Source organism: Arthrobacter stackebrandtii (assembly GCF_017876675.1).
Lineage (GTDB): Bacteria > Actinomycetota > Actinomycetes > Actinomycetales > Micrococcaceae > Specibacter > Specibacter stackebrandtii.
Map to the genome: position 1 here is coordinate 1,575,671 of NZ_JAGIOI010000001.1, position 13,190 is coordinate 1,588,860.

Here is a 13,190-nt window from a genome sequence, read left to right on the forward strand (position 1 = left end):
GTTTACACCACCCGTTCGGTGGCGGCGTTCCGCGAGGGCAGGTTGGCCAGGGCCCCCGTGCGGGCGAGCCCGCGCACCGCCAGCCAGGAGACGAGCCCGGCAATGACGGCCCCGGAAACCATGGCCAGGACGATGTAGACGAGCTTCCACTCCAGGGCCCAGGCGATGTTCCACACCAGTGAGTCGTTGATGCCCAGCGCCAGCCCCGCCAGTGCGCCGGCCAGCAGCGCAACGGGCAGGTTGAACTTGCGGTAGCGGAAGATCGCGAAGCCCAGTTCCGCGCCGAGGCCCTGGATGAGGCCGGACAGCAGCACGGTGAAGCCGAAGTGGGTGCCCAGCAGGCCCTCCACGGTGGCGGCGATCAACTCGCAGTACAGTGCCGCGCCGGGTTTGCGGATGACGAGTCCGCCAAGGACGCCGGCAATCAGCCAGCCTCCGCCGTACAGTGCCCCGATCGGCGGGAAGGCGACGGTGAAGGCGCTGACCACGCCGTAGCCGGCGGACCAGAGCCAGAAGATGACGCCGACGGCGACGCCGAGGACGGACACCACAACGATGTCCACGACGCGCCAGTTGCTGGGGCGCTTGGGTGTGTTGGTGCTTGGTTGGGCGGTGGCGCCCGAAAATGGCTTGCTCATGTTTCCTCCTTTGCAGGAGGGGCGGCTGCCTGCGGTATTTCCGCGCAGCCGAAGAGAACTCGACTCCCTTCGCCGGTACTAGCCGGAGCAGGTTCGAGGGTCTGCGGCGAACCGCACTCTCAGCGCCACTTCCCAATAACGGGTGGACGCTCCCCTGTCGTGTTTGAATTGCGGCTTCAGTTTACCCCCGGGCCCTGCACGCGGCCAATGCGCGGCGGCGCACCGTGCATTGCGGACCAAAAGGCGGGGCCCGCACCGAATGCTGCATTCGGTGCGGGCCCCGCCGTTCAGGCCGGCCGGCGTGGCGGGCGGATGCCTGCCACACCGGGGAATTACCCCTTCTTGCCGCCCCCGTTGGAGAGGCTGTTGCCCTGGGTGCCGCCCGGCTTCGTGATGTACGGGCCACTGCCCACGGGTCCTGTCGCGCGCAGCCCCAGTTCGTAGACAACCGGGAGCCCGTCGGCGCCGGGTGTGAACAGGATGCGCACCCCGGAAACGGGCTTGCGGCTGTGGGCCGGGGTGTTGGCATTGGCGTTCGGCTTCAGGGTTGCCTCCTGGAAGCTGGCAGCCGGGTCCAGGGCACCCCAGGTGACCCATTCGCCGTCGACCAGCAGCTGCAGGTCCCCCGCCACATGGCCCACGATGGCCACAGATTCCATGTGCACCGGCTCGTCCAGCAGGTACGTCATGTGCGAACCCTCAACAGGGGATTCGGCGGCTTCAAAGGCGGTGGCGATGCTGGCGTCGAAGGCGTTCTCGACGCCGGTGCCGTTGGCGCCGGGCACGTTGGTGCCCAGCTTGGTGGCGGCCGAGAATGCCTGGAACTCGCGGATCTTGATCCACTGGCCGCCCGGGTTTGTTGCGGCGGCGGACAGGCGGAAGTAGCGGGCGTTGACGGGCGTGTCGAAGCTCTGCTCGATGCGCGGCTTGCTGTCAAAGGTGCCGGCTGCGGTCCAGGTGGCCCCGTCCTGCGAGTACTCAACGCGGGCGTGGTAGATCATGTCGCCCGCACTGGAGTCGGAGTCGGCCTGCTGGATGAGTACCTTGCCCACCTCCTGCACGGATCCGAGGTCAAGGGTGACGCTGGAGCCCACGGACGGTGCCGCGTTGGACCACCAGAAGCTCTTGGGGTCCCCGTCAACCATGCGCGACGGCGTGTAGCTCTGGTAGGTGCCCAAGGTGCTGGAGGCGGTGCCCGGGTAATTCTCCGATGCCTTCACGGGCGTCAGGTTCAGCCAGGCATCGTAACGCTTGGCGGCCTCCGTGGTGAAGGTTTCAAAGAGGCCGTCGCCGACGGAGGGGATTATGACATTGGGTGTGATGCCAATGTTGTTCGGCCCCACGTCGGGGACGGTGGGCCGCTTGGCCAGGGCCATCTCGGCGCCCGCGGCAAGGGCGGCATCGGTGGCCGCCACGCCGTCGCCGGATTTGGTGGCTTCCAGCATCGTGACCTGCTCATCCATGGCCGCGGCCCAGTTGGCGGCGGCGTCGATCCACGGCTCGGAATCCGTGTAGAAGCCGGTCATGGCCATGGTTGAGAGGACTTCCGGGCCTGTCTTGATGACGGCCAGGCGGTCCTTCAACGGCTGCATCCCGGCCGTGTCGCCGGCGTCATAGGCCGCCCAGAAGGCGGCGATGTCGGCTGTCAGCGCGGGTGCCGTCTGGGAGCTGGGGCGGTAGGGCTTCCAGCTCTGGTTCAGGTCAACGAAGGTCTCCAGCGAGGCCCGGACTGCGGGGTCTGTTCCGGCGAGTTCGGAGATGATCGAGGACTGGGTGGTGGCGGGGCTGTAGGCCGGGCCGTTCCACGCGTAGTCGCCAAACCCGGCCAGCGCGATCATCGAGGAGTAGGGCTCAATCATAGGGTTGGAGGTGATGCCGTCAATGTGCTTGTAGAGGTTGGGGTCGCGGCCTTCCACGGGGTTCAGGAACAGGCGCCCGCGCTGGCCGTCGTTGACCGGCAGGTTGTCCCAGATGTAGAAGTGTTCGGCGTTGTAGGTGTCCACGGCACGTGTGACGGAGGCTTCCGTGATCTGGTCGGAGAAGACGCCCTCGCCGGTCCACTGGATGCGGATTGAGTCGTCCGTGGAGAGGCCGAACTGGTCCTTGTAGGCGTCGGGTCCTGAGCCGGCGTAGTTGGTGGGGACGGTCTGCAGCGGCTCCAGGCCGTGGACGTTGACGTAGTCGTTGACCAAACGGTTCAGGTAGAACGCCTGCCCCTGGGCCAGGCTGCGGAATCCGGGGAGCGTGAACTTGGCCCGGTCGGCGGCACAGTTGAGCCGCGGGTTGATGTCGTCCAGGGCGATGTAGAAGCTGCGCACGCCGATGCTGCGCAGCTGCTCGAACTTGGCCGTGGTGGCGTTGAAGTCGTTGGTGTCGGAGTAGCAGACGTCGTTCCCCGGGGACAGGGCAAACGTGAAGTTGACGTGGTTGGCGCTGGCCGTGTCCACGAGTTCCTTCAGCTTGGCCAGTTCCGCGGCGGGGTACAGTTCACGCCACTTGGCGCGCAGGTAGTTGTCGTCCTTGGGCGTGTAGATGTACGTGTTCATCTTGTGCTTGCCGTAGAACTCAAACTGGTCCAGGCGGGCCTGGTGCGACCACGGGATCCCGTAGAAGCCTTCGATGCCGCCTCGGATGGACATGAGCGGCCAGTCCCTGACGGTCATGGCCGGGGCTTCGCCGCCGGACACCACCTGGCCCAGGCTCTCCACGGCATAGAAGGTTCCCGTGGCGTCCCTGCCGTTGAGGACCAGGACGGGCTTGCCGGAGATATTGCCGGTGGCAATGACATAGCCGTCTGCGGCCAGCCCGTCGGCACTTGTGGACCCAAGGGTTGCCAGTGCTGCGGGCAGGGCCGCGTTGTCCGCCGTGGTTCCGAGGAACACCGTGGCGCCGTCGGCATTGGCCGCATCCACAAATTCCACTGTTCCGCCGGCGGCGGCGATGACCTCGGCAAGACGGTCCTTCGCCGGGGCGTCGGTGCCGGACCCCACCGCCACCTTCACCGTTCCCGTCAGTGGAACCGCGACGCCGGAGCTGCCGGCTTCCTGCGGCGGCGGCAGGATTTCCGCCGGCGTGGCGGCGGCCTCGGCCGACGGCAAGGCTGCCGTGGACAGGGCCGCCATGCCTCCCCCTGCGATGATGGCCAGGGCCAGGGCCCCGCTGGCTACGTTCTTGAGCGCGCTTTTCACACAAAATCCCCTCTTGTGGCTGCATACCTCCGGAACACCGCGTGTTATGGATCACAGGCGCGGCTGCTGCAACAGTAGCCACGTGCGCCAATGGCCGTCAATGGCCCAAACGGCTAGTCACAGCCGCCGTCCGGCCAACACTTTTTCCGCCGCAGGCGGCCCGGGGCTGTGACTGGGACCCGCACGGCCCGGGCATGCGCTCCCGGTCCGGCAGGGCGCGCGGCGGCCGTCTTGTCACGGTCGCCACACTGGGGGGCGCCAGGCGTTAGGCTAACCATAGGGACTTGCCTGCAACAGCCAGGCCACATAATTCAGGAGTCACACATGAACATCGTCTTCAAGCTGCTCGGCACCGGAGTTAGCCTGGGTGCCGGATTCGTCGCCAGCAAGCTGGTGGACACCGTCTGGGAAAAGACCACCGGCAACAAGCCGCCCAAGGACGGCGCCGACCTGGGCAACAGCCTGCGTTCGGCACTCACGTTCGCACTCGTGTCCTCAGCCGTGGCGGCTGTGATCCAGGTTGTTGCCGGGCGCACCACGCAGAAGGCCATTGCCCGCTTCAACGCGCATCCCACAGAAGTTTAGGTAATCCGCCGCAACCCCCAAGCATGCACACATGACCCCCCAAGGGCGCGCCTTGGGGGTCATCTGCATGCTGTGGGGAAAGGCAGTCAGCTCCCGGGTGCGTCGTCCTCGACGGCGGCCGCGACCACCTGGTCGAGCTCGTCGACGCTCAGCATTTCCGGACGGCGGTGCTTCGTCCTGTAGCCGGCACGGCCCACCATGTGCGCCGAGACCGGAACCGTCAGGAGCTGGAACAGCCAGGCCACCAGGAGGATGGGCAGCAGGGCCCACGACCTCATCTGCAGGCCGAGCGCCGTCAGCATCAACAGCAAGCCCAGCACCTGCGGCTTGGTGGCGGCGTGCATGCGGCTCATCAGGTCCGGGAAGCGGAGCAGGCCGATGGCGGCGGCAAGGCTCATCAGCGCACCGCCCACGAGGGCGATGGCCGTCAGGACATCAATGAGGGTGTTCATCCGTCCTCCTTCTTGTGGGCCACGAAACGGGCCACCGTCACCGAGCCGATGAATCCAATCACGGACAGCACCACGAGCAGCGCCAGGTTGTCCAGGTTCCTGTCGACAGCCATTTCCGTGGCCAGGGCCGCACCGAAGATGGCCAGCAGCACGTCGGCGGCGATGACCCGGTCCAGCAGGGACGGTCCCTTGGCTATGCGGTAGATGGTGCCCGCCGCGGCCAGGGTCAGCAGCACGGCCACCACCAGGACCACAATGTTCATGGCGCTCATGGCTTCTCCCCCGCGTTGTTGCCTGCCCCGGCGCCCGCTGCACCGGACGATTCACGCGGAACGTACGTCCCTGCGTCGAGCCTGTCGGCATGGCTGACCATTGGCCCGCCCGCCCGCTCCGCGTTCAGCGCAGCCAGCTCTTCCCGGGTGCCCATGACCTGAATCAGCCTGGCCTCGAAGCCCTGCACGTCCGACCTTACCTTGGCGGCGCCGGCCGGGGTCTGGACATTCATGGCGTGCACGTAGAGCGTTGCCCGGCCGCGGTCCACCTCGACCACAAGCGAACCGGGGATGAGCGAGAGCACGTGGCCGACGGCGGTCATGAGCAGGTCGGAGGGGCTGCGCAACGGCACGGCAACGACGGCGTTGCGAATCCGGGGACCCTTCACGACAGCCCAATACAGGACCTGGAAGCTGGCGACAGTCACCTGGCCGATGAACCAGAGCATCATGCCCACGGCCCGCAGCGGGTTGAACCGTCCGCTCAGTTCGATGGGCGGCAGGTAGAAAAGCTGGGAGACGATGATGGCAATGACGGCCCCGAATATCAGGTTGCCGGCGCTGAAGTCCCGCCACAGGGCGCCCCAGACAATGACCAGCCAGATGAGCAGTGGCAGCTTCTGCCACAGGCTCCTGGCGCTCTTCGGTGTTCTCACAGGGCCCCCGATCCAAGCACGGCGGCAATGTAGGGCACGCGTTCGAGCATGCCGGCCGCGGCCGCATTGCACAGGTCAAACAGCGGGCCGGCAAAAACCGTCATGGCCACGCCCAGCACCACCAGACCCATGGTGGAATACACCATCATTTTCGGCAGGATGGGGATCTCGTTGTCGCCGGAGAAGCGGCCCTCGGTGGCGTCCACATACTTGCTGGTGCGCAGGGCCCGCATGCTCGGCGCGCCGGAGGCGTCGGGCGCGGTGGCCAGGAGCACGGGGTCCGGATTCTCGGCGTCGGCGGTGCTGCGCCAGAACACGCGGTTCCAGACGCGCGCCATGACCAGCAGGGTCAGCAGGCTGGCCACGACGCCGCCAACGACCAGGGCGTAGGCCATGGGCGAGCCGTCCTCGACGCCGGCCTGCAGGAGGCCGAGCTTGCCGAGGAAGCCGGAGAACGGCGGAATGCCTGCCAGGTTCATGGCGGGAACAAAGTAGAGCACGCCCAGGATCGGCGACAACTTCGCCAGGCCGCCCAGCCGCCCGATCGAGGAGCTGCCGCCACGGCGTTCAATGAGCCCGGTGACCATGAAGAGGGAGGTCTGGATGGTGATGTGGTGGATGGTGTAGAAGATGGCCGCGGCCAGTCCGAGCACCGATGAGAGCGCGACGCCGAAGATCATGTACCCGATGTGGCTCACCAGCGTGAAGGAAAGCATTCGCTTGATGTCTGTTTGGGCCACGGCGCCCAGGACTCCCACCAGCATGGTCAGCAGGGCCACCACCAGCAGGGGCGTGTTGAAGTCGTCCGACGGGAACAGCAGGGTTTCCGTACGCACAATGGCATATACGCCGACCTTGGTCAGCAGGCCGGCAAACACCGCTGTGACCGGCGCCGGGGCTGTTGGGTAGGAGTCGGGGAGCCAGAAGGACAGCGGGAAGACGGCTGCCTTGATGCCGAACGCCACGAGCAGCAGCACATGGAGCACGTTCTGGGTTCCGGGGTCCAGCTCGCCGAGCTTGATGGCGAGGTCGGCCATGTTGACCGTGCCGGTTGCCCCGTAGACCATGGCGATGGCAATCAGGAACAGCACCGATGACACCACACTGACCACGACATAGGTGATGCCGGCGCGGATGCGCGAACCGGTTCCGCCCAGGGTCATGAGCACGTAGCTGGCGGTCAGCAGGATTTCGAAGCCGACATAGAGGTTGAACAGGTCGCCGGCCAGGAAGGCGTTGGAGACACCGGCCACCAGGATCAGGTAGGTGGGGTGAAAGACGGAGACGGGCCCGCCCTCTTCACCGTCTGCGGCGCCCTGCCCGGTTGCGTAGGCGAGCACGGCCAGGCTCACCGCTGAGGAGACCACCAGCAGCAGCGAGGAGAACTGGTCGGCGACCATGACGATGCCGAACGGCGGCGCCCATCCGCCCAGTGCCACGGCGATGGGCCCGGTGTTCCAGACGCTGGCCAGGACGAGCACTTCCAGCCCCAGGGTCAGGGTGATGGTGCCCAGGCTGACACGGCGCTGGGCACGCGGATGCTTGATGAGGACGAATGCGAGGGCGGCTCCCAAGAAGGGCAGGACGACTGCTAGCGGTGCCAGGCTGGCGATGTTCATGCCTTCTCCTTCCCGGGCCGCTCCGGCTTGCCGGCTTGCTCTGGTTTGGCGGGTTTGTCCTGCCGCTTTGGCCCGATTCCGGGAATGGTTTCCCGTTTGTCGAGCGGCTGGTCGTTCTCGTGGAAGTCGGAGATTTCCACCGCAATCTCGGAGTCTTCCTCGTCGTCGTACAGGTTCTGGGTGGCGACGCGGATGTCTTCGCGGTCCACCTGGATGTCATCGGCGCGGCTGAGCAGCCATGACCGGTAGATCAGGCCAAGCATGAAGGCGGTGACGGCGAAGGAAATGACAATCGAGGTGAGGATGAATGCCTGCGGCAGGGGGTCGTTGTATTCCACTGGGGGAATATCCTTGTTGAAGACCGGCGCCAGTCCGGCATAGCCTCCCGTGGTGAGCAGCAGGAGGTTGGTGGCATTGGCCAGCAACATCAGGCCCAGGAGCACCCGGGTCAGGCTTCTTTCCAGCAGCAGGTAGATGCCCACGGCGTACAGGACGCCCATGACGAGCAGGAGTGTCAAGTTCGCGCTCACCGGCCAACCTCCAACGGCTCGTCGTCCTCGATCAGTTCAATTCCGGCCATGCCGCTTTCTTCGTGCTGGTCAATTTCCGAGCCGAGGCTGCGGAGGACGTCGATGACAAGGCCCACAACAATCAGGTACACGCCGATGTCGAAGAGCGTTGAGGTGACGAACTTGATGTTGCCAAAAATGGGCCAGTCGAAGCTGATGATGGCACTTTGGAACACCTCTCCGCCAAAGAACAGGGGCATGAGCCCGGTCAGCGCCGCCATGGCCAGCCCGAGGCCCAGGAGGGTGCCGGCGGAAACACGGGTGGCCTCCGCCAGCTCAAAGCGCCCGCCGGCCAGGTAGCGGATGGTGAGGGCAAGCCCGGCCACCAGGCCGCCGGCAAAGCCGCCGCCGGTGCCGTTGTGTCCCACGAGCAGCAGGTAGACGGAAATGACCATGATGCTGTGGAACACCAGGCGCGTGACCACCTCAATGATGATCGATCGCCGTTCAGGGGCCAGCGTCCGGCCGGCCACCAGCCACGGGTTGCGGGTGGAGGCGGAGAATTTCTTGGCGATCTTGATGGTGGGTGCCGGCAGGGACGAACGCAGCTTGCCAATACTCCCGGTTTCCACGGTTTCGGCGCGGGGAAGGCTCATGCCGCGGCCCCTGACGAAGATCAGGCTCGCAATGCCCGTGGCGGCGATGGCAAGTACGGAGACCTCTCCGAACGTGTCCCAGGCGCGGATGTCCACCAGGGTCACGTTGACGACGTTGAGGCCGCCGCCGCCCTCATATGCCATTCTCGGCATGGACAGGCTGACGGGGTCGTGGATGCGCGATCCCATGGCAAGGGCCCCCACCACCACCATGGTGGCGCCGAATCCGATGCCCAGTATCATGCGCAGGCCCTTGTGGCTGCCTGACTTGCGCTCTTCCAGGCCGGCCGGCAGTGAGCGCATGGCAAGCACAAATGCCACGAGGATGATGGTTTCCACCAGCATCTGCGTCAGTGCAAGGTCCGGGGCGCCCTGCAGCGCAAAGATCAGGGCAATGCCGTAGCCGGTCACGGAGACCATGAGGACGGCCATGAACCGTTTTGAGGCCCGTGCCGCCGCGACCGCACCGATGATGATGACGGCACCGGCGACAATTTGGAACGGGGATCCGGGGTCGACGAGGTAGAGGTTGTTGCTCCACTGCTGGTCGCCGAGGATCAGCACCGCCAGCACGGCGGCAATGGCCGTCGACAGGATCACGACGAGGTAGAAAAACAGTGAACCGCGCTGGGTGCGCCCGGTGACCCAAATCGCCACCGCATCCAGGATCACGATGGACTGGCGGTAGCCGCGCTCGGCGTCCACCACCGACGGCACCTTGGCCTGCCATGCCTCCACCCGTGCACGGGCCAGGAACAGTGCCAGGCCAAGCACCACGACCACGGCGCTAAGGCCCAGGGCAGGGGTGAAGCCGTGCCACAGCAGCAGGTGCAGCCCGTTGGGGTCATAGGAGGGGAACTGCGAGCTGTACGGCTTGATCCACCCTTCAACAACCGACGGGACAATGGCGTAGGCGAGCGTCAACATGGCCAGCAGCGCCGGCGCCGCCAGGAACAGCCATCCCACGGGCTTGAACGCCGTGGCCATGCCCTTGGACTTCGTGGCGAACCCGCCCCACATGAAGCGGGCGCTGTAGGCAAACGTCAGCGCGGACCCGAGGACCACACCCACCACGACAAGCCACCCGACGACGGCGCTGGAGGGTCCGTGGCCTGCATTGGCCAGCAGCGCCTGAAAGACGCCTTCCTTGGCCACGAAACCGGCGGTCGGCGGCAGCCCCGCCATGGATGCGGCACCGATCAGCGCCACCACGCCCAGCTTGGGCGCGGACTTGAATACGCCCGAGAGTTCCCGGATGTCGCGGGTGCCGCTTTGGTGGTCAATGATGCCAACCACCAGGAACAGCGACGCCTTGAACAAGCCGTGGGCCAGCACCATGGCGAGGCCGGCCATGGCCGCCTCCTGCCCGCCCAGTCCCACGACGAGCGTCAAAAAGCCCAGCTGGCTGACGGTGCCGTACGCCAGGATGAGCTTGAGGTCGTGCTGGCGCAGCGCCCGCCAGCCGCCGAGCAGCATGGTGCCCAGGCCCAGCACCAGGATCATGGCCTGCCAGTATTCCGTCTGTGAATAGCCGGGCGCCAGGCGGGCAATCAGGTAGATGCCGGCCTTCACCATGGCGGCAGCGTGCAGGTAGGCGCTGACGGGCGTGGGCGCAGCCATGGCGCCGGGCAGCCAGAAGTGGAAGGGCAGCAGCGCCGACTTGGTCACGGCGCCCACCAGGATCAGCGCAATGCCAATGTCCAGAACAGTTCTGGAACTTCCGACGGCGGCCATCAGCTCGGGCGCCTTGGCCACCACCGCGGAGATGCTGTAGGTGCCTGCCGTTTCACCGAGCATGATGAGTCCGACCAGCATGGCGAGCCCGCCAAAAGTCGTCACGATCAGGGCCTGAAGCGCGGCGCGGCGGGCCGCGATGCGGGTGCGCGCATAGCCGATCAGCAAATAGGAAAGGACCGTGGTCAATTCCCAGAAAATGAACAAAAGAATAAAGTTGTCGGCCGTGACCAGCCCAAACATGACCCCGGCGAAAGCGAGCAGCTGGGCACCAAAGCCGCCCAGTCCGGCGTCGTTGGTCTTGAAATAGCGGGCGCAATACGCCAGCACCAGCGCACCAATTCCAAGGACAAGGAGGCACAGAATCCAGGAGAGCTGATCCATCCGGAAGTCCAGGTCCAACCGCAAAACCGGCACCCAGGGGATGTTCAGCGAAGGGCTGGGGAGTGTGTTGGAGAACACATTGTTGTACTGGGAAATGAGCCAAACGAAGCTGATTCCGGGGATTGCGGCCAGCACATAAAATGCCGAACGTCCCATGCGCGAAAACAAAATGGGCGCAAAAATGGCCACAAGGAAGTGCGCACAAAGGACAAATAACACTAAAGTCTCCGCATGTTTCGGGCCGGCAATGAGCGAATCACGGGGGTGAATGTTGGCGATCCAACCCTCCAAGCCTATCAAGTGGGCGGCACCTAAAATGCCGCGGCGGCCGCCCGCGGCACGCTCCGCCCGGGTGAACGGTGCCTTAATGTTCGCGCGGCAACCGCGCCGCGGCACGGGGCCCGGATAGCATGTGCCGTATGACGAACTCAGGCGCGGCCCCCGTGCCCACAGCCAACACGGAGAAGAATCCCGGGACCATCTGGCAGATCACGGCCTGGTCGTTGTGGGATTGGGGCGGCGCTGCATTCAACGCCGTGATGACCACGTTTATCTTCACGGCCCTGTACCTGACCAAGAATGAGGGGTTTGGCGGCGCCGACAAGGCCACCGCCACCCTGGCCTTCGCCATGTCCGTTTCCGGCTTTGCCATCGCCGCGCTGGCACCGGTCGCCGGCCAGCGCACAGACCACAGCGGCCGGCGCAAGATGTGGCTGGGCATCAACACCCTGATCGTCGTAGTGCTGACGGGTGCGTGCTTCTTTGTCCAGCCCAGCGAGTCCTACCTGCTCCTTGGCTGCATGCTGATCGCGGCCGGGCACGTGTTCTTCGAAATTGCCGGCGTGAACTACAACGCCATGCTCCTGCAGATCTCCAACAAGCACACCATTGGCCGGATCAGCGGATTCGGCTGGGCTGCCGGCTACCTGGGCGGCATCGTGGCCCTGCTCATCGTGTTCTTCGCTCTCATCAAGCCTGAGGTGGGCATCTTCGGGATCACCAGCGCCGACGGCATGACCTACCGCGCCGTGGCCGTCTTCTCTGCCCTGTGGATCCTCATCTTCGCCATCCCCGTCATGTTGGCCATCCCGGAAACCAAGCCGGACCCCAACGAGCCCAAGGTGGGCTTCTTCCAGTCCTACAAGGAACTGTTCCAAACCATCATGCGCCTGTGGAGGCACGAGCGACACACGCTCTTCTTCCTGGTTTCCTCCGCCATCTTCCGCGACGGGCTGGCCGCCATATTCACCTTCGGCGCCGTCCTGGCCGTGGGCTCCTTCGGCTTCGAGACCGGCGACGTCCTCATCTTCGCCATCGCCGGAAACGTGGTGGCCGCAGTCGGCGCACTGTCCGCCGGCTTCTTCGACGACAAGTTCGGGCCCAAGGCCGTCATCGTCACCTCACTCGTGGGCCTGCTTGTTTCCGGCGGCGCCCTGCTGTTTCTGGACGGCAAGGAAGCCTTCTGGATCTTCGGCCTGATCCTGTGCCTGTTTGTCGGCCCCGCCCAGTCCTCGGCCCGCACCTTCATGGGCCGCCTTGCCACCCCGGGCCACGAGGGCGAAATGTACGGCCTCTACGCCACGACCGGCCGCGCCGTCTCGTTCCTGGCGCCGATGCTGTTCGGCTGGTGCATCATCATCTTCGGCGCGCAGCGCTGGGGCATCATCGGCATCCTCGCCGTGCTGCTGCTGGGCCTGCTGTTGCTCCTGCCGGTCAAGGCCCCCGCCCACCGTTAGCCAACCATCCCGCTCACAAAGTACGACGGCGGGAGGCCGCCGTGGCGCTGCCAAGGTGACCTCCCGCCGTCGTGAATTACGAACAAAAAACGCCGCCTCCCCACCGTCTGGCAGCGGGAAAACGACGTCTCTCGATGTGCCCGCGTCATCGCAACGGGCGCCGCATCACTGGTCGGAGGGCAGCTCAATCCGGGTGCGGTGGAAATTCTGGTGCGAGCGCGACGCGGTGGGGCCGCGCTGGCCCTGGTAGCGGTTGAGGTTGTTGCCCGTGCCGTAGGCGTTCTCGGCCGGCGAGGTGAGCTGGAAGAAGCAGAGCTGGCCGATCTTCATGCCCGGCCACAACTTGATGGGCAGCGTGGCGACGTTGGAGAGTTCCAGCGTGACGTGGCCGGAGAAACCGGGGTCGATGAATCCGGCGGTGGAGTGCGTGAGCAGGCCCAGGCGTCCCAGTGAGGACTTGCCCTCCAGGCGTGCAGCGACGTTGTCCGGCAGCGTGACCGTCTCATAGGTGGAGGCGAGGGCAAATTCGCCCGGGTGCAGGATGAAGGCCTCGTCCGGGTCAACCTCAACCAGGCGGGTCAGCTCGGGCTGCTCCTCGGCGGGGTCGATGTGGGCGTAGCGGTGGTTGTCGAACAGCCTGAAGTACCTGTCGATGCGCACGTCAACGCTGGAGGGCTGCACCATGGCGGGGTCGTAGGGGTCCAAGACAATGCGCTTGGCGTCAATTTCGGCACGTATGTCGCGGTCAGAGATCAGCACAC

Annotated in this window: 11 protein-coding genes and 1 riboswitch; of the genes, 2 read left to right on the forward strand and 9 right to left on the reverse strand. The window is 65.5% G+C overall.

Annotated elements, in window-relative coordinates:
* Positions 1–2 precede the first annotated feature (2 nt).
* Together JOF48_RS06555 and JOF48_RS06560 are read right to left on the reverse strand one after the other, a co-directional pair.
* Positions 3–638, reverse strand: a complete 636-nt coding sequence (locus tag JOF48_RS06555) for an ECF transporter S component (RefSeq protein ID WP_209678669.1) — start codon at positions 636–638, stop codon at positions 3–5.
* A 47-nt stretch (positions 639–685) separates the two neighbouring features.
* Positions 686–804, reverse strand: a riboswitch (TPP riboswitch).
* 166 nt (positions 805–970) lie between these two features.
* The gene (locus JOF48_RS06560) at positions 971–3,826 is read right to left on the reverse strand and encodes a glycoside hydrolase family 84 protein (RefSeq protein WP_209678672.1); all 2,856 of its coding nucleotides are present in this window, start codon (positions 3,824–3,826) and stop codon (positions 971–973) included.
* 324 nt (positions 3,827–4,150) lie between these two features.
* Here JOF48_RS06560 and JOF48_RS06565 point away from each other — a divergent pair, with 324 nt between their 5' ends.
* A complete protein-coding gene (locus JOF48_RS06565; protein ID WP_209678675.1) occupies positions 4,151–4,411 on the forward strand; it encodes a DUF4235 domain-containing protein in 261 nt (86 codons plus the stop codon).
* Between the two features lie 86 nt (positions 4,412–4,497).
* On the opposite strand, the gene mnhG is transcribed toward JOF48_RS06565, so the two are convergent.
* From mnhG to JOF48_RS06595, 6 genes are read right to left on the reverse strand one after another with little or no spacing between them, the layout of a single operon-like run.
* On the reverse strand, positions 4,498–4,863 hold the full coding sequence (gene mnhG / locus JOF48_RS06570) for a monovalent cation/H(+) antiporter subunit G (RefSeq protein WP_209678679.1): 366 nt from the start codon (positions 4,861–4,863) through the stop codon (positions 4,498–4,500).
* Positions 4,860–5,126: an MrpF/PhaF family protein gene (locus JOF48_RS06575; RefSeq protein WP_209684225.1), complete on the reverse strand. Its 267-nt coding sequence runs from the start codon at positions 5,124–5,126 to the stop codon at positions 4,860–4,862. Before JOF48_RS06575 ends, mnhG begins: the two co-directional genes overlap by 4 nt.
* Before the next feature lie 5 nt (positions 5,127–5,131).
* Positions 5,132–5,791 carry a Na+/H+ antiporter subunit E gene (locus tag JOF48_RS06580; RefSeq protein ID WP_209678682.1) on the reverse strand — a complete coding sequence of 220 codons (660 nt, stop codon included), beginning with the start codon at positions 5,789–5,791 and terminating at the stop codon, positions 5,132–5,134.
* Positions 5,788–7,410, reverse strand: a complete 1,623-nt coding sequence (locus JOF48_RS06585) for a Na+/H+ antiporter subunit D (protein WP_209678684.1) — start codon at positions 7,408–7,410, stop codon at positions 5,788–5,790. The genes JOF48_RS06580 and JOF48_RS06585 overlap by 4 nt, the downstream gene beginning before the upstream one ends.
* The gene (locus JOF48_RS06590; protein WP_209678686.1) at positions 7,407–7,940 is read right to left on the reverse strand and encodes a Na(+)/H(+) antiporter subunit C; all 534 of its coding nucleotides are present in this window, start codon (positions 7,938–7,940) and stop codon (positions 7,407–7,409) included. The genes JOF48_RS06585 and JOF48_RS06590 overlap by 4 nt, the downstream gene beginning before the upstream one ends.
* Entirely contained in the window at positions 7,937–10,912 is a 2,976-nt protein-coding gene (locus tag JOF48_RS06595) for a Na+/H+ antiporter subunit A (protein WP_209678688.1), read from the reverse strand. The genes JOF48_RS06590 and JOF48_RS06595 overlap by 4 nt, the downstream gene beginning before the upstream one ends.
* Positions 10,913–11,112: 200 nt before the next feature.
* Between JOF48_RS06595 and JOF48_RS06600 the strand changes: the two genes are divergently transcribed.
* Complete coding sequence (locus JOF48_RS06600) at positions 11,113–12,429, forward strand: MFS transporter (RefSeq protein ID WP_245346428.1); 1,317 nt, start codon at positions 11,113–11,115, stop codon at positions 12,427–12,429.
* Positions 12,430–12,594: 165 nt separating this feature from the next.
* On the opposite strand, the gene dcd is transcribed toward JOF48_RS06600, so the two are convergent.
* A complete protein-coding gene (gene dcd / locus JOF48_RS06605; protein ID WP_209678691.1) occupies positions 12,595–13,188 on the reverse strand; it encodes a dCTP deaminase in 594 nt (197 codons plus the stop codon).
* Between the last annotated feature and the right edge of the window lie 2 nt (positions 13,189–13,190).

Bases quoted from the DNA above. Each gene is read 5' to 3' on its own strand.
- JOF48_RS06555 (WP_209678669.1), bottom strand. From the start codon at position 638: ATGAGCAAGCCATTTTCGGGCGCCACCGCCCAACCAAGCACCAACACA.
- mnhG (WP_209678679.1), bottom strand. From the start codon at position 4,863: ATGAACACCCTCATTGATGTCCTGACGGCCATCGCCCTCGTGGGCGGT.
- JOF48_RS06575 (WP_209684225.1), bottom strand. From the start codon at position 5,126: ATGAACATTGTGGTCCTGGTGGTGGCCGTGCTGCTGACCCTGGCCGCG.
- JOF48_RS06585 (WP_209678684.1), bottom strand. From the start codon at position 7,410: ATGAACATCGCCAGCCTGGCACCGCTAGCAGTCGTCCTGCCCTTCTTG.
- JOF48_RS06600 (WP_245346428.1), top strand. From the start codon at position 11,113: ATGACGAACTCAGGCGCGGCCCCCGTGCCCACAGCCAACACGGAGAAG.
- JOF48_RS06565 (WP_209678675.1), top strand. From the start codon at position 4,151: ATGAACATCGTCTTCAAGCTGCTCGGCACCGGAGTTAGCCTGGGTGCC.